The 19418-nt window shown below is 61.8% G+C and carries 16 protein-coding genes and 1 pseudogene; 6 read left to right on the forward strand and 11 right to left on the reverse strand.

Translation table 11 applies throughout. The annotated features are described in order from the left end of the window. Positions 1-22: 22 nt before the first annotated feature. From glpK to ACIGHL_RS01115, 6 genes are all read right to left on the reverse strand, one after another. Complete coding sequence (gene glpK, locus ACIGHL_RS01090) at positions 23-1534, reverse strand: glycerol kinase GlpK (RefSeq protein WP_046164380.1); 1512 nt, start codon at positions 1532-1534, stop codon at positions 23-25. Between the two features lie 12 nt (positions 1535-1546). Next, complete coding sequence (locus ACIGHL_RS01095; RefSeq protein WP_216706756.1) at positions 1547-2428, reverse strand: MIP/aquaporin family protein; 882 nt, start codon at positions 2426-2428, stop codon at positions 1547-1549. A 320-nt stretch (positions 2429-2748) separates the two neighbouring features. Further along, positions 2749-4404 (reverse strand): FMN-binding glutamate synthase family protein, encoded by a 1656-nt coding sequence (locus ACIGHL_RS01100; RefSeq protein ID WP_216706757.1) that lies wholly within the window; start codon positions 4402-4404, stop codon positions 2749-2751. A gap of 96 nt (positions 4405-4500) precedes the next feature. After that, positions 4501-4926, reverse strand: a complete 426-nt coding sequence (locus ACIGHL_RS01105; RefSeq protein WP_128119009.1) for a DUF1810 domain-containing protein — start codon at positions 4924-4926, stop codon at positions 4501-4503. 203 nt (positions 4927-5129) lie between these two features. Continuing rightward, the gene (locus ACIGHL_RS01110) at positions 5130-6161 is read right to left on the reverse strand and encodes an ion channel (protein ID WP_128119010.1); all 1032 of its coding nucleotides are present in this window, start codon (positions 6159-6161) and stop codon (positions 5130-5132) included. 199 nt (positions 6162-6360) lie between these two features. Continuing rightward, on the reverse strand, positions 6361-8796 hold the full coding sequence (locus ACIGHL_RS01115) for a helicase-related protein (protein ID WP_216706758.1): 2436 nt from the start codon (positions 8794-8796) through the stop codon (positions 6361-6363). 164 nt (positions 8797-8960) lie between these two features. Here ACIGHL_RS01115 and ACIGHL_RS01120 point away from each other — a divergent pair, with 164 nt between their 5' ends. The 4 genes from ACIGHL_RS01120 (at position 8961) to ACIGHL_RS01135 (ending at position 12666) form a co-directional block, all read left to right on the forward strand. Next, positions 8961-10106 carry an alpha/beta hydrolase family protein gene (locus tag ACIGHL_RS01120; protein ID WP_128119011.1) on the forward strand — a complete coding sequence of 382 codons (1146 nt, stop codon included), beginning with the start codon at positions 8961-8963 and terminating at the stop codon, positions 10104-10106. A gap of 38 nt (positions 10107-10144) precedes the next feature. Continuing rightward, the gene (gene mepA, locus ACIGHL_RS01125) at positions 10145-10981 is read left to right on the forward strand and encodes a penicillin-insensitive murein endopeptidase (protein WP_128119012.1); all 837 of its coding nucleotides are present in this window, start codon (positions 10145-10147) and stop codon (positions 10979-10981) included. A 35-nt stretch (positions 10982-11016) separates the two neighbouring features. Next, positions 11017-11769 (forward strand): DUF72 domain-containing protein, encoded by a 753-nt coding sequence (locus ACIGHL_RS01130; RefSeq protein ID WP_241508976.1) that lies wholly within the window; start codon positions 11017-11019, stop codon positions 11767-11769. A 114-nt stretch (positions 11770-11883) separates the two neighbouring features. Beyond that, positions 11884-12666: a dienelactone hydrolase family protein gene (locus ACIGHL_RS01135; protein WP_128119013.1), complete on the forward strand. Its 783-nt coding sequence runs from the start codon at positions 11884-11886 to the stop codon at positions 12664-12666. Between the two features lie 85 nt (positions 12667-12751). On the opposite strand, the gene ACIGHL_RS01140 is transcribed toward ACIGHL_RS01135, so the two are convergent. Both ACIGHL_RS01140 and ACIGHL_RS01145 read right to left on the reverse strand, forming a co-directional pair. Beyond that, a complete protein-coding gene (locus ACIGHL_RS01140) occupies positions 12752-13348 on the reverse strand; it encodes a hypothetical protein (protein WP_128119014.1) in 597 nt (198 codons plus the stop codon). A 208-nt stretch (positions 13349-13556) separates the two neighbouring features. After that, positions 13557-14420, reverse strand: a complete 864-nt coding sequence (locus ACIGHL_RS01145; RefSeq protein ID WP_128119015.1) for an SDR family oxidoreductase — start codon at positions 14418-14420, stop codon at positions 13557-13559. Positions 14421-14660: 240 nt separating this feature from the next. Here ACIGHL_RS01145 and ACIGHL_RS01150 point away from each other — a divergent pair, with 240 nt between their 5' ends. Both ACIGHL_RS01150 and ACIGHL_RS01155 read left to right on the forward strand, forming a co-directional pair. Next, positions 14661-15098, forward strand: coding sequence for a hypothetical protein (locus tag ACIGHL_RS01150; RefSeq protein ID WP_128119016.1), 438 nt, complete (start codon positions 14661-14663; stop codon positions 15096-15098). A 1112-nt stretch (positions 15099-16210) separates the two neighbouring features. Further along, positions 16211-17401, forward strand: a complete 1191-nt coding sequence (locus ACIGHL_RS01155; RefSeq protein WP_128119017.1) for a sugar transporter — start codon at positions 16211-16213, stop codon at positions 17399-17401. A gap of 154 nt (positions 17402-17555) precedes the next feature. On the opposite strand, the gene ACIGHL_RS01160 is transcribed toward ACIGHL_RS01155, so the two are convergent. The 3 genes and pseudogenes from ACIGHL_RS01160 to ACIGHL_RS01170 form a co-directional block, all read right to left on the reverse strand. Then, positions 17556-18113, reverse strand: a complete 558-nt coding sequence (locus ACIGHL_RS01160; protein WP_371916883.1) for a methyl-accepting chemotaxis protein — start codon at positions 18111-18113, stop codon at positions 17556-17558. Beyond that, positions 18093-18869 (reverse strand): annotated as a pseudogene (locus ACIGHL_RS01165) (PAS domain-containing protein); the annotation flags it as partial. The pseudogene ACIGHL_RS01165 and the gene ACIGHL_RS01160, both read right to left, overlap by 21 nt. An 87-nt stretch (positions 18870-18956) precedes the next feature. Then, positions 18957-19367, reverse strand: coding sequence for a septal ring lytic transglycosylase RlpA family protein (locus ACIGHL_RS01170; protein WP_128119019.1), 411 nt, complete (start codon positions 19365-19367; stop codon positions 18957-18959). Positions 19368-19418: the final 51 nt, after the last annotated feature.

Raw genomic sequence — 19418 nt, forward strand, 5'->3', positions numbered from 1 at the left:
TGGTGCGTTTGGACGTCGAGGCTTATTCCTCTTCCCAGTCGCGTGTGCGGCCAACCGCCTTCTTCCAGCCTTTATAGAGTGCTTCGCGCTTCTCATCGTCGCAGGCCGGTTCGAACACGCGCTCGATGGTGGCCTTGCTGCGCAATTCGTCCAGGCTGCTCCAGAAACCGGTCGCCAGGCCGGCCAGGTAGGCAGCACCGAGAGCGGTGGTTTCCTTCATTTCCGGGCGTTCGACTTGGGTGCCGAGCAGGTCGGCCTGGAATTGCATGAGGAAGTTGTTGGCCACCGCGCCACCGTCCACGCGCAGCGAACGCAGTCGCTCGCCGGCGTCCTGCTGCATGGCGTCGAGCACGTCGCGGGTCTGGTAGGCGATGGATTCCAGCGCGGCGCGAATGATGTGGTCGACCTTTACACCCCGCGTCAGACCGAACAAAGCGCCGCGGGCACGCGGGTCCCAGTAGGGGGCGCCAAGGCCAGTGAAGGCCGGCACCAGATAAACGCCGTTGCTGTCTTGCACCTTGGTGGCGAAGTACTCGGAATCCAGCGAATCGTTGATCACCTTCAGTTCGTCGCGCAGCCACTGCACTGTGGAGCCGCCGTTGAAGATGGCGCCTTCAAGGGCGTAGTTGACCTCGCCCTTAGGACCGCAGGCGATGGTGGTGAGCAGGCCATGTTCGGACTGCACGGCCTTGGTGCCGGTGTTCATCAGCAGGAAGCAGCCGGTGCCGTAGGTGTTTTTCGCCTGGCCGGGCTCGACGCACATCTGGCCGAACAGCGCGGCCTGCTGATCGCCCGCAATCCCGGCGATGGGAATGCCGGTGCTCTGGCCGGAGCCGAGATAGGCGTGGCCGTAGACTTCTGAGGAGGAGCGCACCTCCGGCAGCATTTCGCGCGGAATATCCAGCGTCTCCAGCATCACCGGGTCCCAGTCCAGCTTGTGGATGTCGAACAGCATGGTGCGCGAGGCGTTAGTGTAGTCGGTGACGTGGGCCTTGCCCTGGGTCATTTTCCAGATCAGCCAGCAATCAACGGTGCCGAACAGCAGCTCGCCGCGGCGCGCGCGCTCACGGCTGCCCTCGACGTGATCGAGGATCCACTTGATCTTGGTGCCGGAGAAGTAGGGGTCGATGACCAGGCCGGTGGTCTTGCGGATATGGTCTTGCATACCGTCGCGTTTGAGCTGATCGCAGATCGGGGTGCTCTGGCGGCTCTGCCAGACAATGGCGTTGTAGATCGGCCGGCCGGTGTTCTTGTCCCAGACAATGGTGGTTTCGCGCTGGTTGGTAATGCCAATGGCAGCAACCTGCTCATTGGTGATGCCGGCCTGTGCCAGCGCCTCGACGAACACGCCGCTCTGAGTGGCCCAGATTTCCATGGGGTCATGCTCGACCCAGCTTGGTTGCGGGTAGATCTGTGCGAACTCGCGCTGAGCGATGGTGATCACGTTGGCGTTGCGGTCGAGCACGATGGCCCGCGAGCTGGTGGTCCCCTGGTCGAGGGCGACGATGAATTGCTTGTTGTTCTGGTTGCTCATGGTGTCGATTCCTTAACGAGCTTCTTGGGCAGTGACATCGTGTTTGGAGTAGCGGTCGGCCTCTGGTTTTGGTTCCGGTTCCGGAACAGCGCAAGCACCGCCAACGCCCGGTAGATGCTTGCAGATCAGTGCCTTGTAACCAGCGGCCCCGAGGCAGGCGCCAATGACCGGGGCGATCAGCGGGATCAGGAAGTAGGGGATATCCCGGCCGCCGGTGAATGCGACCTGTCCCCACCCTGCGAAAAAGGTCATCAGCTTGGGACCGAAGTCGCGTGCCGGGTTCATCGCGAACCCGGTCAGCGGCCCCATTGCGCCGCCGATCACCGCAATCAGCAGGCCGATCAACAAGGGCGCCAGCGGGCCGCGTGGCAGACCGTTACCGTCATCGGTCAGGGCCATGATCATCCCCAGCAGGATAGCGGTAATCACCACTTCCACCAGAAACGCCTGGCCGATCGAAAGCGACGGGTGCGGGTAGGTGGAGAACACCGATGCGAGCTCGAGGCTGGCAACACTGCCGCGAGTCATCTGCTGGGCCTGTTCGAAATCGAAAAACAGGCTGCTGTAAAGTCCATAAACCAACGCAGCTGCACAGAAGGCGCCGGCGGTCTGGGCGAGGATATAGGCCGGCACCTTGTTACGCTCGAAAGTGCCGAACAGCCAGAGCGCAATGGATACCGCAGGGTTCAGGTGAGCACCGGATACACCGGCCGCGAGGTAGACGCCCATGCTGACGCCGATACCCCATATAACGCTTATTTCCCAAAGACCTAGATCTGCGCCGCCGAGCTTGAGTGCCGCCACGCAGCCGGTACCGAAGAAGATCAACAGGGCGGTGCCGAGAAACTCGGCGATGCATTGCCCCCGAAGCGTAGGGGTGGACGGGTTACTCATGCGCAGAACCTCTTTGTGGGACTGTTGTTTTTATGATCCGAATACTGCGAGGGTTCGGAAATGTTCGGAAGTGAAAACTTAAAGTCAAAAGTACGGGCTGTCAAAGTAAAAAGCTGAACATTTCAACGGAAAGCTGACGAAATAGCGTGGTGTCTGTCGAGAGTGGCAAATTTCCGGCGCGCAAATAATGGCCTGAGCGGCTATCAGCCAGGTTTTGATGTGGCAGCCGCTGGAACTTGCAGGCCGACAAAAGCACGGCCATTGACGCAGTCGGATCGCAACGACCTCGGAGGCTGGCTGCGATCCGCTGGTTGGAGGGGTTAACTGATCAGTGGTTCCTCGACCTGCGCGGCCCCACGCTCAGTTTTCTGCGGCATAGCTTCGAAGCTGTCTGCCTGGGCCATGCTCCAGATCCTGGCGAAGAACTCGCTGTCGATCTTTGGCCTCAACAGCGCACCGGGCTGGACGAAATAGTAGAGCTGCGAGAACAGTTTGATTTCCGTTGAGCTGACGCGCCGGATCAAGTGATGCGGGCCCAGTTCGGCAGGATGTGACAAGCCGGCAGCTGCAAGCAGTTCGGCCAGCGCGTGCACGGTGTTGCGGTGAAAGCTGAACACTCGATTGGCCTTGTCCGGAACCACCAGAGCGCGTTGGCGCAGCGGGTCCTGGGTGGCAACGCCGGTGGGGCAGCGATTGGTGTGGCAATGCTGCGACTGAATGCAGCCGATCGCGAACATGAACCCACGAGCCGAGTTCACCCAGTCGGCGCCCATGGCCAGGACACTGGCGATGTCGAAGGCGCTGACGATCTTGCCGCTGGCACCGATGCGAATGTGCTCGCGCAGATTGCAGCCGACCAGCACGTTATGCACGAACAGCAGGCTTTCGCGCAGTGGCATGCCGATGTGGTTGGTGAACTCGACGGGCGCCGCGCCCGTGCCGCCTTCCTTGCCGTCGACCACGATGAAATCCGGATAGATACCGCTCTCCAGCATCGCCTTGACGATGCCGACGAACTCCCACGGATGGCCGATGCACAGCTTGAAACCGACCGGCTTGCCGCCGGACAGCTCGCGCAGGCTGGCGATAAAATTCATCAACTCCAAGGGTGTGCTGAAGGCGCTATGGCTCGCGGGGGAAATGCAGTCCACGCCCTCCGGCACGCCGCGGGTGGACGCGATTTCCGCGTTGACCTTGCGCCCCGGCAAGATGCCGCCGTGCCCTGGTTTGGCGCCTTGGCTTAGCTTTATCTCGATCATCTTGACCTGCGGATCCCGTGCCTGAACGGCGAAGCGATCTGGATCGAATGCACCGCTTTCGGTTCGACAACCGAAATAGCCGCTGCCCAGTTCCCAGACCAGATCCCCGCCGTGCTGGCGATGGTAGCTGCTGATGCTGCCTTCGCCTGTGTCGTGGTAGAAGCCACCGAGCTTGGCGCCTCGGTTCAACGCCTGGATCGCATTGCCACTGAGCGAGCCGAAGCTCATCGCTGAAATGTTGAACACCGAAGCGGAGTAGGGCTGCTCACACTGCGGCCCGCCGATCGATACGCGGAAGGTTTCGGGATCGCTGACCGCTGCGGTGCGGATCGAATGGCCGATGCATTCGTATCCCGGTTCGTATACGTCGATAAGGGTGCCAAAGGGTTTGTCATCCACCTCGTTTTTCGCCCGTGCATAGACGAGCGAGCGTTGTGCGCGGGAAAACGGTACGCGCTCCTGATCGCTTTCAAGCAGGTACTGACGAATCTCCGGGCGGATGCCTTCGACCAGGTATCGGATGTTGCCGAGGATCGGGTAATTGCGCCGAACCGCATGTTCGCACTGGCGAAGATCACGAATGCCGGTAAAGGTCAGCAGCGCCGTGACGACGAACAACGGCCACACCCAAGGGTGGCTCAGGAAAGGGAGGCACAGCACGGCAGTGGCAGCGCACAGGACGAAAAAAGCGTAACGGCTGAACAGCGAGAGATTCATCTGTGCACCTGTGTGAGGGGCGGCGGACCTGCCATAAAGCGAGAAGCCTATCGTACCGGCCTCGGTCCGCCTATCAGAGGTCTGTGCCCGAGCCGCTTAACGATCCAGGCGTGATAGCGTCGCCGGGTCGGGATCGGCCGCGAAAAATGCATCCAGCACCGCCTGAAACGTCGGCCGTTCAGGCGCAACGGCAGCGAACAGCGTCATGCTCGAGCGCAGCTTCATGTCGTCGGGCGAACCCAGAATCTGCCGTGCCGGACGCTCGGCATGGGCGAGCAGTGCTTGCGCGCATTGCTCCAGGCGAGGCCCGAGCAGAGGGTGCTCTAGATAGGCCGCCGCCTCGTCCGCATCCTTGATGGCGTAGCGTCGCGCCATGTCGCTGTGGCCGAGGCCTGCTATCTGCGGAAAGATGAACCACATCCAGTGGCTTTGTTTGTGGCCGGCATTGAGTTCCGCCAGCGCGCGGTCGTAGATCGATTGCTGGGCGTCGACGAATCGCTGCAGATCGTGTGGGTCGCTCATGGTGCCTCCCGATTGCTCAGACTGTCCTAATCAGAGCCGGGATGGCGGGGTTGATTCCCTAGATGAAGGGGGCGAGAGCTGGGTGTCGTCGATGGCAGGCCAGGTGCGTCAACGCCCGCGGGGCTTCATTGGGCTCATCGGCGTTTGTAGGGCCGAACACGTTCGGCCCTACAAACGCATGTCCGCTCGGCGCAGCGTCATGCTCAGCTGGCGTCACCCAGGCCGGCGAGGCGTGTGTTGGCGATATAGAACAGCTCGCCGCCGCGTACCGGGGTGTCGTTGGACGGATTGATGGTCGGCTGGGTCTGGTCCTTGGCGCGGTAGCCGATCAGCGTCGCGTTGTGCCGGTCTTTCAATTGCTTGTACAGCGCGCCAACCGTGCTTTCGTAACTCTCGGGCAGTAGCAGGCGGTATTGGGTCGCGCCCTGGCCGACGCTCAGCAGCTCATTGATGATCACCGAGGAGCCCGGGTCCTGCGATGAGCGCACCAGCATCTCGATGGCCATGCTGGAGGTGCATTCCAGTTTGGGCGCATAGCTGCGCGCCAGTCGGGCGGTCTCGCTGCTGCTGAAATGGGCAACCACATGGCCGACCGGATTGAGCTGGTTGATGGTCAGCACGACCGCGAGCGTCAGGTCGTCCGAGCCGGTGCGCACCAGTGTGCGTTCGGCCCCTTTCACCCCGGCGCGCTGCAGCAACGCCAGGGACGACAGGCTCTCGCCATGGATGAACTCGGTCTTGCCTGGCATCGGGTTTTCTTCGAGCGCCGTGTCGCAGATGACGATCAGGTGGTCATTGGAGGTTTCGTCTTCATGCAGCAGCTCGACAACACGCTCGCTGATTTCGCCTTCCCAGCCGATCACAACGGTATGGCCCGTGCAGGTGGCGAACGTTCCTTTGCCTTTCATGCCCTTCCTCCAGACTGCGATTACGGAATTGGTGGTTTTGCCGATGACGGCGGTCAGCAGCGCGATGCCGCCGACCATCAGCCAGGTGGAAACAAAGATGCGACCGCCAGCGGTCTGCGGTGAGAAGTCACCGTAGCCGACGGTCAGTGCGGTGGTCAGATAGAAGTAGACGAAGGTCTTCAGCTCGGTGAGCGGCGCTTCGGCGAACAGACGCAAACCGAGGTAGGACACGCCGGCATGCACTAAAAGCGCGAATAACAGTGCGGCCCAGCCAAATCGGCTGGTAACCGCCGCCAGTTGCCTGCGCAACTGAATAATGATCGACATCGGCCCTGACTCCATGGCTTTCGGTAATGGCCATCGTAACGAGGCTCTGAATGGCCCCGGTCACGCTATAGACCTGCCGCATCCTAAGGGCCGAGGCCGCAGCTTGCCAGCCTCGCTGCCCGCCATGGGCTAGCAGCGGTACCTGAGTGACGTAGTGGTGGACGCCTGAGCGGCGGTTCCGCCAAGCGCCCGAACTGTCCTAGCGCTGCTCACGAAAACAGCTCTGGCACAGCCGAAACTTGCGTGCTGCCATCGGCATGGCCTTGCCACAGCCCTTGCAATTGCGGTTGTCGCCGGATCCGCGACGTCGGTCCGAGCTGCGTGGCTTGCGCTGGCGTGACAGCTCACGGGTGATCGCACCGTTGAGCAGGCTGCGGTGCTCTTCGGCCTGCTCCAGCGCCGGAAAGTGTGCCGGCAGCGTGCGCGCCAGATGCAGGTAGGTTTCGATGACGTGCAGCGAGCTTTCCAACGTGGCCAAGTCGGCATCGATGATCAGCCGCGGCAATGGGATCTCTTTGTCCTGCGCGACCTTTTTCAACCACTGCTGGGCGAAAACGGCGGCCGGGCTGTCGAGACCTCCGCGTATTGGTGTGCAGGCAAATATCCAGCGCAACGGCAGGTCGATGGTCGGGTCGTCGATCAGCTTGATCCATTCCGCCAGCTCGTCGGGCAGGATCGATATGAATTCGTCGCCGTAGTTGATGTTGCGGTTGAACGTCAGCCAGGCGCGCAGCAGGCTTGGCTCGTTCATCAGTTCGGAGATGGCTTGCAGGTGCTCAATGGAGGGTCGGACCTGAAATTGCGTCAGGTCCACCGGCAGATCCGCGCTGTGGAACAGGCGCTTGATCGACTGCAGCGTCTGCCCGTCCAGCGCGGTGATGAGGCCGCTGTCATGATGCCCGAAGCGCCCGGCGCGGCCGCCGATCTGCTTGACCTCCTGCACCTTCAGCTGGCGATTCTGGATGCCGTCGTACTTTTCGTCGGTGTAGAAGCACAGCGTGTGCGCCGGCAGGTTGAGGCCCATGCCCACAGCATCCGTGGCGACCATGAGGTCTGCTTCGCCTTCGCGGAAGCGACGTGCCTGCTCGCGGCGAACTTCCGGTGACAGCGCACCGTAGACCACCGAGACGCTCTTGCCGGTCATCTCCAGCATCGCCTTGAGCTCCAGCACTGTCTTGCGGCTGAAGGCGACCAGCATCGAGCCGGCGTCGAGCTGCTTGAGGTTGGTCGAGCGGCGCGCCACGTCCACAGGTGAAAGTCGTTTGGTGCGTTTGACTACCAGTTGGTCTTCGCAGAGGTCACAGAGGGTTTTCAGCGACGGCTGGATCAGCTCCGGGCCAGTCATGATCAGGTCCTGGGTGTAGGCGCTGACCAGCGCATCGACCCAGGCCCAGCCGCGTTGCGAGTCGGCCATCATCTGCACTTCGTCGATCACCACCACGTCCCAGGACTCGTGACGGAAGCGGGCGAATTCCTCGACGGTGCAGCAATAGTGGGTCGCACCTTCGCGGATGATTTCCTCTTCGCCGGTGACCAACGAGCAGGGCACGCCCATGGATTCGATGCGTTCCTGGTTTTCCAGAGCCATCAGGCGCAGCGGCGACAGGTAGATGGCGTGTGTCACGCCGGTCATGGCCTGGATCGCCTGGTAAGTCTTGCCGCTGTTGGTCGGGCCGAGCAGGGCGGTCCAGGTGCGAGTGATGCGCCGCGCGGCGTAGAGCTTGTGGTAATGGACGAAGCGCGGGTTGTTCTCCAGCAACACGGCGAATGCCATCTTTTCGCGATTGTCCTCGCGGGCAAAACGGATGGTCCGGCGCAGCTTTTTTGGCTCCATCATGAAGACTTCGGTCAGGCGCTTCTCGCCGAGCAGCTGCAGATCGAAGTCCTGCGCTTCCTCGATCATCATCTCGAACTTGGCATTCATGGCCTGACGGTCTTCGTCTTTGAGCTGCGCGACTTCTTGCTCGCTGAGCACATGGCCCTGGCCGCCCGGAATGCGCCTTTGCATGTCCAGGGCGACCTCGCCGTGGCGCAGCTCGACCACATAGCGCAGCTCGTGCTTGACCTCGTTGACGATGTCGACGGCGCGCGCCGCAAAATCGTCGAGGCGTGACAGCCGCACGGGCAGGCGCTCCAGGCATTGGGCTTTGTGTTCTTCGCTGAGGCTGGTGAACGGCTTCTCCAGGACATGCAGGCGATCCCGGACCAGGGCCTGCACCGCAGCGCAGGCGTTGCGTTCAAAGTCCTGGGTCGACTCGCTATCGTCGATGCGCAGCGCAAATTCGGGTTCCAGCAGGTTCTGCACCGGGCCGCAATCCAGCGATTTCTCAATACCGAAGATGTCGACGGTACAACTGAAATCGTTCACGTCCCGGTTCAGCAGTCGGCCGATAAGGTGAGTCGGGTCGGCGTCCTCAAGATTCGCCTCGACCGTAGGCTCGTCCAGCCCAAGCCAGAACAACCGCGCTGCACGGCCAATTTCGGGTGGCTGATGGCCGAGGTAGGTGCTGAACCATTTTTCCTGGTGATTTTTCTTCGTTACGAAATCGGGATGGCGCTCACTGGCCCAGTCCAAAAAGCGCTGAAGTCTTTCGAGTTTGTGGGTGTGGCGGTGTTTGGCTTCGGCCTTGCGCATGATCGACGCCTCTCTGATCAGGGGTCCTGCAAGTTTGGACAATCGGGCCGCGCAATACGAGCGGCACGGCAGGCGGCCATGCGTCGGCTCGCAGACGAACGTATGGGGCTGCTCGGAGTCGCAAATCCTATACGCCCGATACCGACTCGCGGGAGACAACGACTATGGTGCTTCGCAACGGAGAAAGCAGCTACTCACTACAGGCTGTTCCAGTGGGCGATGGTCCGTCATGGCGCGCCAACGATCTGTTTGGGCGGGTCATCCGTGCGGTCATGCTCGGGATGTTGATGCTGGCCGGTGCTGGCGTCGGGAGCGTTCAGGCCGAGGATCTGAAGCACCCCAGCGATCTCCTGCGGGTCACCAATTATCCGGGCGGTCTGGCGATAGCCGAACTCTCGCGCTGGCGTGAAGCAACGCCGGAAATAAAAGACATCATGATCCCATCCAGTGCCGACGATAGTGAGCAGGCGGCGCTGTTCTACGACTCAGGTTCAGACAAGGAAAAGCCGCTGCTCATGGTGCTGCACAGCTGGAGCACCGATTACCTGCAGAACATCGACATTCCGCTGGGCCAGTTCGCGATTGCGAACGACTGGGTGTTCATTCACCCGAATTTCCGAGGTCAGAACGATGGTCGTCCCGAGTCGACCGCCTCCGATCTGGCGATTTCTGACATGCAGGACGCGCTCGAATATGCGCGAGAACATGCTGAAATTGACGAGTCGCGAATCTACCTGCTCGGCTATTCGGGCGGCGCGATGAATGCACTGCACCTGGTGAGTCGTAATCCCGATGTGTTTGCCGGCGTTGCGGCTTGGGTGCCGGTTTATGACTTGGTGACCTGGCATCAATGGAACAAAGCGCGCGGCGAAAAGTACGCCGGTGAAATCGAGCAGGCCTGTGGTGGTGAGCCAACTCAGGGCTCCAGCGCCTTTGATGAATGCCGCAAGCGCAGCCCGAGTCGCTATGTGCCGAAGGTGGCGGGCGATATTCGCGTACTCATCGCTCACGGCATCAATGACACCACTGTCCCGCCTGAGCAGGCGCTTCATGCCTTCAACGACCTGGCGAAGGAAGGGGATCGAATTCCTCAGGAGCAGATCGACCAGTTGATGGAGACTCGCCAGGTCCCGGATGCCTTGCGTCAACGATCGGCCAAGGGCAGCGATGAATTCCCGCAGTTCGCCGAGGCGGATGCTGATGTGTTGCTGTACCTGAAGTCGGGTCCGACCGAGCTGGTGCTGTTCGAAGGTGAGCACGACATGCTTTACCGGCCTGGGCTGGAATGGCTTTCTCGTCAGCAGCGGTGATGCAAGATTCAGATCGATACAAGGACTCCGAAGTCGCTATGAGCAGTCAACACATCAGCATGTCGAGTCACCTTTGCAGGCGGGTACTGGCGGCCTGCGGTCTGGCGGGATGGATGGTTTCCGCGGCCAACGCGGCGGACCGGGACTGGTCCAGCGTCACCGAGCCGCTACCCGGCGAGCCGCGAATCATCGGTAAGCATGGCGCGGCGTGTCTGGCTGGCGCGGTACGGCTGCCGCCCGAAGGTGAGGGCTACCAGGCCGTCGATATGCAGCGTAACCGTCACTACGGGCATCCCGCGCTGCTTGATTACATCCAGGACCTTGGCCGCCGGCTGGATGGGGCTGGCATCGGGCCCATGCTCGTCGGCGATATGGCGCAGCCGCGCGGCGGCCCGATGTCCTATGGGCACGTTAGCCACCAGAGCGGTCTGGACGTCGACATCTGGTTCCGTCTGGACCTGCCGCCGCTGGCCCGCAGCGAGCGCGAGGGCCTCGAACAACCCATCCTGGTCGACGAAACCACCGGGGAACTGGACAGCGCTCAATGGACCGCCCAGCACGCCGAGCTGATCCGCCTTGCCGCTCAGGATTCGCGGGTGACGCGCATCTTCGTCGACGCTGCGGTCAAGCGAGACCTCTGCGAGCGTGAATGGGACGACCGCTCCTGGCTGCAGCGCATCCGCCCATGGCCGTTTCATGACGAACATTTGCATGTTCGTCTGCGCTGTCCGGAGGGCTCTACAGAGTGTGTCGACCAGCCACCGCCGCCACCGGGCGAGGGCTGCAAAGCGATTCTCCCGACCCCGCGCCCCGAGGCAATGGCCAGCCCAAGTCGCCGTCTGCCCGCTGCCTGCGCCGCTGTGTTCAGTCAGTAGGCGGCAGGGATGCAAAACGTAACGGGAGCGGTCCGGTGAGTATCGCCAGCGAAAAATCCTCCGTTCTGCTCGGCACCGCCGGTTGGAGCTTGCCGCGCGAGCAATGGTCGGCGTTTCCAGCGGAGGGCACGCACCTGCAGCGGTACGCGGCTCGTTTACCCGCTGTCGAGATCAACAGCTCGTTTTACCGTGCCCATCGGCCCACGACCTACGCCAAGTGGGCGGAAAGCGTGCCGGTCGGGTTTCGTTTCAGCGTCAAGGTACCCAAGCAGATCACCCATGAACGGCGGCTGGCTGGCTGCGATCAACTGATCGAACAGTTTCTTCACGAGTGCGGCCATTTGGCTGACAAGCTAGGCTGCCTGCTGGTGCAGCTGCCACCTTCGCTGGTTTACGAGCCGAGCGTCGCCCGTGCATTCATCGACTCGTTGAGAGCACGTTATGACGGGTTGGTGGCGATCGAGCCGCGCCATCCGAGCTGGTTCGATGCCGAGCCAGTGCTTCAGGACGCTCGAATTGCACGGGTCGCGGCTGACCCGGCGCCTTTTCCGGCGGCGGCCGAGCCGGGCGGTTGGCAGGGCTTCGGTTATTACCGTCTGCATGGCTCGCCGCGCATCTACTCCTCCTCGTATGGTGAAGATTGGCTCGACCGCTTGACCGAGCGGCTGGCCGAGCGAAGTGCTACGCAACCAGCGGACACAGCCTGCTGGTGCATTTTCGACAACACCGCCAGCGGGGCGGCGACCGCTAATGCGCTAGCACTGCAGCATCGCCTCAAGCAGTTCTGACTCTGCTCGCAAGGTGGCGACACAAACCGAAATGGTCTGAGGGTAAGGCCAGCCGGTACGGTCTGGGTTTTCCGCTACCGTTGAACAGTCGTCTCACTGAGCAGGAACGCCTCCATGAACAAGACGTGTATTGCCCTGGCGCTGGCCGGGATGGTCGGTGCCGCCGAAGCGGCGGTGGTGGTCAAACCACATGCCTATGAGATCGCCGGTGAAACCTATGAGGGGCTGCTCGTCTATGACGATTCGGTCACCACGCCGCGGCCCGGCTTGCTGATGGTGCCCAACTGGTTGGGCGTCACCGAGCGCTCCGCTGAAAAGGCTGCGCGCGCGGCGGGGGATAAGTACGTCGTGTTCATGGCTGACCTGTATGGCAAGGCGGTGCGGCCATCCAATCCGGATGAAGCCAAGGCCGCTGCCACATCGGTACGTGGCGATCGGCCACTGATGCGTAAGCGTACCCAGGCTGCGGTTGACGCCTTCAAGTCTCAACAGGAGGTGGCGCTGGCTGACGGCAAGATGGCGGCGATCGGTTTCTGCTTTGGCGGCGGTGCAGTTCTTGAGTTGGCCCGGTCCGGCTCCGATCTGGACGCCTTTGTCTCGTTCCATGGCAACCTGGATACGCCGAACCCGGACGACGCCAAACAGATCAAGGCGCCGGTGCTGGTGTTGCATGGTGCGGATGACCCGGCGGTACCGAAAGAACAGGTCGATGCGTTCATCGCCGAGATGAAAGCCACCGATGCGGATTGGCAGATGAACATCTATGGCAACGCCGTGCATTCCTTCACCGACCCTTACGCCAACGTGCCTGGGCGCAACGAGTTCAATCCGGAAGTGGCCGAGCGGGCATTTCAGGCCATGAACAGTCTGCTCGACGAGGTGTTTGTCTCGCAGTGATGCGACCGGAGGTTGCGGTCGGTTGCGTCAGGTCAGCCGCTATTCAGAAAGATGGAGGCTGACCTGCGCGGGTCGGCAAATGATCTCAGCGCGGAACGATCCGCACACGCCCAGCCGTGTTGTCACGTCGCCCGGCCTTGTCGTTTTCGGCACGCCCGGGAATTGATCCGTCTGCTGCGCCGCGGTCACCGCTGGCCGTTCCGTCCAGTTTGCGTTCGTCGACACTGAGTGAGGTGGCATCGGGATAGCCGGTGGTCAGCGTTTCGGTGCTGGCGGTGACAGGGGTTGCTTCCTCTTCACCCCAGCTGGCGCTGCGCTCGTCGATATCGATCGCGCCGTTGCGCTCCATCAACTCTTCGACCATGGCGACTTCATCATCGGTATCCAGCGTGACGGTCACGATGGTCGAGCCGCGCCGGGCGGCTTCCGGATAACGGCCGGCATGCTGGCTGGAATCATCGCCGAAGACCTTGTGAAAGAAGCTGCCGAGCTTATCGGCAACCGTAGCGTCATCGCCTGGCTCTTCGCCTATAACGTCCACGCGGCTGCTGTCCACAGTGTCGGGGTTGAAGGAGGCTGAAATCTGGATGGCGTCGTTGGCTATCCCTTTGCTCATCAGCTCAGTTTTGACGTGCTCGGCTTCGGCGTAACGATCAAACGCCGCTAGGAGGATCTGGGGCATGACTTCACCTTGGGTATGCAGGCCTGGCTGCGGTTCATATACGCGGCGAGCGTCTCGACCGGTCAGGTGAGCGCGTGCCGTCCTGATTGTTGGGCGGGCGAGCCGGGAAGATGGTTCCGTAGCGGGTCATTACCCAATGATTCGGATGCCTGGAATCTGGGCGGGCCGCGCCGGCAACTGGCGCGGCCCACCAGGTAGATGGGCCAACTCAGCCGTTGACCACCTTGCCGCCGTTGATATGGATGGTCTGGCCGCTGACGTAGGTCGAGTCCTCGCAGGCCAGATACACGTAGGCCGGGCCGAGTTCGGATGGCTGACCGCACCGGCCCATTGGCATCTGGCTGCCGAAGTCTTCGAGCAGTTCCGGATCGTGCTTGCCGAGCGATGGCGGTTGCAGCGGGGTCCAGATCGGGCCAGGGGCAATCTGGTTGACCCGGATATCGCGCTCGATTAATTGTTGTGACAGGGCACGGGTAAACCCATCGATGGCGCCTTTGGTCGAGGTGTAATCGACCAGCATCGGGTTGCCTATGAAGGAGTTGATCGACGTGGTGTTGATGATCGAAGCGCCGGCTTTCAGATGCCGCAGGGCGGCACGGGTGAGATAGAAGTAGCCATGGATATTGGTGGCGAAGGTCTTTTCCCACTGCTCGTCGGTGATGTCCTCCAGCCGCGTCTGGACTTCCTGGCGGCCAGCGTTGTTGACCAGCACGTCCAGTTGGCCAAGGGTTTTCACGGTCTGCTCCACGGCGTCCTTGCAGTAGCTGCTGTCGCGGATGTCGCCTGGCAGCAGCAGGCAGCGCTGCCCCTCGGCTTCGATCATGCGCTTGGCGTCTTCGGCATCCTGATGCTCATCGAGGTACATGATCGCTACGTCGGCGCCTTCTCGGGCGAAGTGCACCGCTGCCGCGCGGCCGATGCCACTGTCGCCACCGCTGACCAGCGCGACCTTGCCAGCGAGCTTTCCGCTGCCCTTGTAACTGTCGCGAATGAACTCGGCCGGTGGCTGCAGCTCGCGTTCCAGACCGGGCAAGCGGTCCTGTTTCTGTGCGTGGATCTTCGGATAAGCCATAGGTACTCCAGACATGAAAGTGGGTTCTGTACGTACGGCTGGTGCCTGGCGGGAAAGTTTCGGCGGAGTGCCGAGTGGGCGTCCGGTGGTGAGCGATGATCGGGAAAGGCGCTGTATAGCTAGATGGCGCTTGGCCATGTATTTGCGCTGGCCTATAGTGCCGCCCGCCACGGACGGCCGCAGCACCCCAGCGTAGGGATGTCATGGCCGTTCACGCCTACCATCTGCAAGGGAATGACCATGAAAACCAAGCAACTTCTGGCACTGCCGCTGCTCGCTGCGCTGTTGTCCGCCTGTACTGCCACCACTTCGCTGCGCTCCAGCGACCCGAGCCTCGCGGTCAAGATCAACGACGATGCTCCGCTGGTACTAAAGAACCCCCTAAACAAGACCTACAAGGCAACCAGCTTCGGTCAGTACCGCTTCCGCGCTACGCAGGACGGCATGGAACCGATGTACGGGATCGTCCCGCTCAAGTTCAACAGTGGCTATCTTGTCGCTGACATCCTGTTCTTCGCGCCGGCCGCGTTCTACAACCTGCGCGAGGTCTATCCGTTCTACGAGTTCGACGTGGCGCAAGGCGTGATTCGCTACAAGAAGAAAGAGCAGGGTCAGTGGACCAGCTACAAGCCGACGGCTGCCGAGGTCGAGCGCGCCCGCGCTTACTTCAATCGATAACGCACACGCCTGAACGCCCCTAGCAGCGCCACGACTACCTTCGCTGGCGTTGCCCCCTGTAGGAGCCAGCTTGCTGGCGATCTTTTCGACAACGCAGAGGCGTGGATCGCCAGCAAGCTGGCTCCTACAAAAGCGTGATGTCGTAAGGGTTCGCGCAGTTCGCTACAGGTACGGGGCAGGTCTGCCACCGGTCGCGAGATGCCTGCTCGGCCTAACAGCGACCGACTGCAGAAATCCGCACGCAGCGCGACGACTACCTTCGCTGGCGTTGTCCCCTGTAGGAGCCAGCTTGCTGGCGATCTTTTCACCACCGCGCAGGTGCGGATCGCCAGCAAGCTGGCTCCTACAAAAGCGTGATGTCGTAAGGGTTCGCGCAGTTCGCTACAGGTACGGGGCAGGTCTGCCACCGGTCGCGAGATGCCTGCTCGGCCTAACAGCGACCGACTGCAGAATCCGCACGCAGCGCCACGACTACCTTCGCTGGCGTTGTCCCCTGTAGGAGCCAGCTTGCTGGCGATCTTTTCGACACCGCAGAGGCGTGGATCGCCAGCAAGCTGGCTCCTACATAAGCGTGATGTCGTAAGGGTTCGCGCAGTTCGCTACCGGTACGGTGCAGGTCTGCCACCGGTCGCGAGATGCCTGCTCGGCCTGGCCGCGACTGACTGCAGGATTCCGCACCTCGCAGCGCCACGACTACCTTCGCTGGCGTTGTCCCCTGTAGGAGCCAGCTTGCTGGCGATCTTTTCACCACCGCGCAGGTGCGGATCGCCAGCAAGCTGGCTCCTACAACAGCCTGATCCGCGGCTTGTCCATGTCGTACGGGGTCGCGCAGTTCGCTGCAGGTGCGCTGCAGGTCTGCCACCGGTCGCCAGATACTTTTCCGGCCTGACATCGACCGACTGCAGGCGTAGAATCCGCGCCGCTCCAGCTGTCCCTCTTCGCACCTCCAACGCTTACGCTGCCATCCTGCGTGCATTACCTGCGCCGCGGGCGATCTGAGTTGTGGCAGGTGATGGAACGGCCATCCCTTACACCTTCTTCGTCACACTGTACTGTGCCGTCCTGGCGCGTTGCGGTTGCCGAGTGAACAGCAGTTTTCAGACGACGGCCACATGAACGAATCGCAAAGCTCCCACGGCGGGAGTTGGCTCAGCGTTATCGCGTTGGCCCTGGCCGCTTTTATTTTCAACACGACGGAATTCGTTCCGGTCGCCTTGCTTAGCGACATTGGCCGCTCATTCGACATGCCACCGTCTCAGGTCGGCCTGATGCTGACCATCTATGCCTGGGTGGTGGCCCTTATGTCACTGCCGATGATGCTGATGACGCGCAACATCGAGCGTCGCACCTTGCTGATGTTCGTCTTCGTGGTGTTTGTCGGTAGCCATCTGGTGTCCAGCGTGGCGTCGAGTTTCGGCATGCTGATGATCAGCCGCATCGGCATCGCGCTGTCCCACGCGGTGTTCTGGTCGATTACCGCCTCGCTGGCCGTGCGCGTCGCGCCAGTCGGCAAGCAGGCGCAGGCGCTGGGACTGCTGGCTACCGGCAGCGCACTGGCCATGGTGCTCGGCATTCCGCTGGGCCGTGTGGTCGGCGAGGCGCTGGGTTGGCGCACCACCTTTCTGGCGATTGCCGGGGTCGCCGCGCTGGTTGTGCTGGTTCTCGCGCGGACCTTGCCGCTGCTGCCAAGCCAGAATTCCGGCTCGCTGCGCAGCCTGCCGGTGCTGTTCAAGCGGCCGGCGCTGGTGGCGACCTACGTGCTGACGGCGCTGGTGATTACCGCGCAGTTCACGGCTTACACCTACATCGAGCCCTTCGCGCAGACCATCGCGCATTTGAGCGGGGACATGACCACCGTGTTGCTGCTGCTGTTCGGTGGTGCCGGCATCCTCGGCTCCTTCCTCTTCAGCCGCTACAGCGGGCGCTATCCCAAGGGCTTCATGATCGCGGCGATCTCGGTCATGGCGACCTGCTTGCTGCTGTTGCTGCCGGCGGCACGCGACACCTCGTTGCTGGGCATGCTGGTCGTTGTCTGGGGGATTGCCGGGATGTGCTTTGGTCTGGCGTTGCAAACCAAGGTCTTGAACCTGGCTTCCGACGCAACTGATGTCGCCATGGCCTTGTTCTCGGGCATCTACAACATCGGCATTGGTGGCGGTGCGCTGCTGGGCAGCCTGGTCACCGCTCATCTCGGCCTTAGCGATGTTGGCATCGTTGGCGGCCTGTTGGCACTGAGCGGCGTCGTGCTGTGCTGCTTTGCGACCTATCGCTTCGCCAGGCCTGTGGGCAGCGCTGCGCTCTGACGCGCTGGAGCAGGGGGCAGCGGGGCAGTGATCCCTCGTTGCTGCGAGGGTTAGGCTTGGCCGAGAAGCTGGGTGCTCCGTTGACGAAGTCCCTGGCGACGTCGATTCCGGTATCAGCCGTTAATGGTGGGGGGGAGCGTAGCCAGCCTTCCCGTCAATGCAGTTCGTTGGCGAAGCGACCCACCGCACTCACGACCTGTTTGGCGCCGTCCTGGATTTCGACAATGACCTCGCCCGCCTGGTTGGCCAGCGACAGCCCTTGAGCTGCTTGCTCGCGGCTGTTGGCCATTTCCCGTACGGCTTCGTCGACCAGCGCCTGGTTCTTCTGCACCACACTGACGATCTCTTCAGTAGCGGCGCTGGTGCGGCCGGCCAGTTGGCGAACTTCGTCGGCGACTACGGCAAACCCGCGACCCTGTTCGCCGGCGCGTGCGGCTTCGATGGCGGCGTTGAGTGCGAGCAGGTTGGTTTGTGCAGCGATGCCCCCAATGGTCTGGACGATGGAGCTGATCAGGTGCGATTGCTGGCCCAGCGCCTCGATACCCTGGGTGGCTGATTCGACCTCCTCGGCGATGCGTTTCATGGTCGCAACCGTATCCTTGACCACCACGGCGCCGCGCTCGGCGCTGGTGTCGGTCTTGCGCGACACGTCATAGGCGATGCTCGCCGCCTCCCGGACCTCTTCCTCACGTGCGACCTGATCGCTGACCACACTGGCGAACTTGACCACTTTGCACAGCTTGCCTTCGGTGTCATAGACGGGGTTGTAAGTCGCTTCCAGCCAGACGTCCCGGCCCATGCTGTCGATGCGCTTGAAGCGGTTCGCAACGAATTCGCCGCGATTTAGCGTTTGCCAGAAGGTCTTGTACTGCTGGGAAGACGCTTCTTCCGGGGTGCAGAACATGCTGTGGTGCTTGCCCACGATCTGCTTGAGCGAATAGCCCATGCCTTGCAGGAACTGGTCGTTGGCCGAGACTATGGTGCCGTCCAGATTGAACTGAATGACCGCGGTAGAACGCAGCAGCGCCTTAATGAACGCTTCGTTCTCCTTTGCCAGCTGCAGCTCTTTCGTCACTTCACGGGCGTACCCGCTCATGTGCAGCAACTTGCCTTGGGCGTTCAGGACCGGATACCAATCGATGTGCAGCCAGGCAAGGCTGCCGTCGGTGCGCAGAAAACGATAGTCGTCGCTGACGGGTTCGAGCTTGGACACGGCCGCTCGGAAATTATGAAAGCAGGGCAGGCTTTTTACATAGGCCGGGACGATATCCGCCATGGCGCGGCCTTGCAGTTGCTCGACCTTGTAGCCGAGCGTCTGCGCGAATTTCTGGTTGACGGCCACCATTCGAAACTCGGTGTCGAGGGTGATCGACAGCATCGTTGCGTTCATTTGATCGCGAAGCTGCCGGAGCAGCGACAGTTCTACAGCCTGGTCTTCGACTTGTTTTTTGAGGTGGCTGTTGAACATGAAAGCACCGGAAGCTGAGTGGACGTAACCGCTCTATCGGCACGCCACTTCCATACTTGATGACCAGCGTCGTTCGGTGCGTGTGCGTCAGTCGACCCGCTCCAAGCGCACCCGGATTACGCCGGCGCGAGCGCTGGCGATGCGCTCAAACGCCGCTTTCGATAGGTCGATAATCCGTCCTCGGACGAATGGCCCGCGGTCGTTAATACGCACCACGACGCTTTGGCCGTTACGGGTGTTGGTGACCCGGACCCGAGTGCCGAACGGCAGCGTGCGATGAGCCGCTGTCAGCGCGTTTTGGTCGAAGCGCTCGCCGCTGGCGGTCAGTTTGTTGTGGTGCTGGTTGCCGTAATATGAGGCCTTGCCTGAACCGATCAGCGCGCCCGTCTCGGTGGGCACTTCCTGCGGCGAGGGGGTCTTCGGTCGCGGAGTGGTACAGCCTGCAAGTGCTACGACCATGAGCAGGGTGAACAACCAAACGGCTGGCCTTATGAGCATCGTCGATCCTTGTCTTCGTCATGAGAGATCCGGGCAGCGCCGTACGGAACG

The organism is Pseudomonas sp. NPDC077451 (assembly GCF_044543345.1).
Lineage (GTDB): Bacteria > Pseudomonadota > Gammaproteobacteria > Pseudomonadales > Pseudomonadaceae > Stutzerimonas.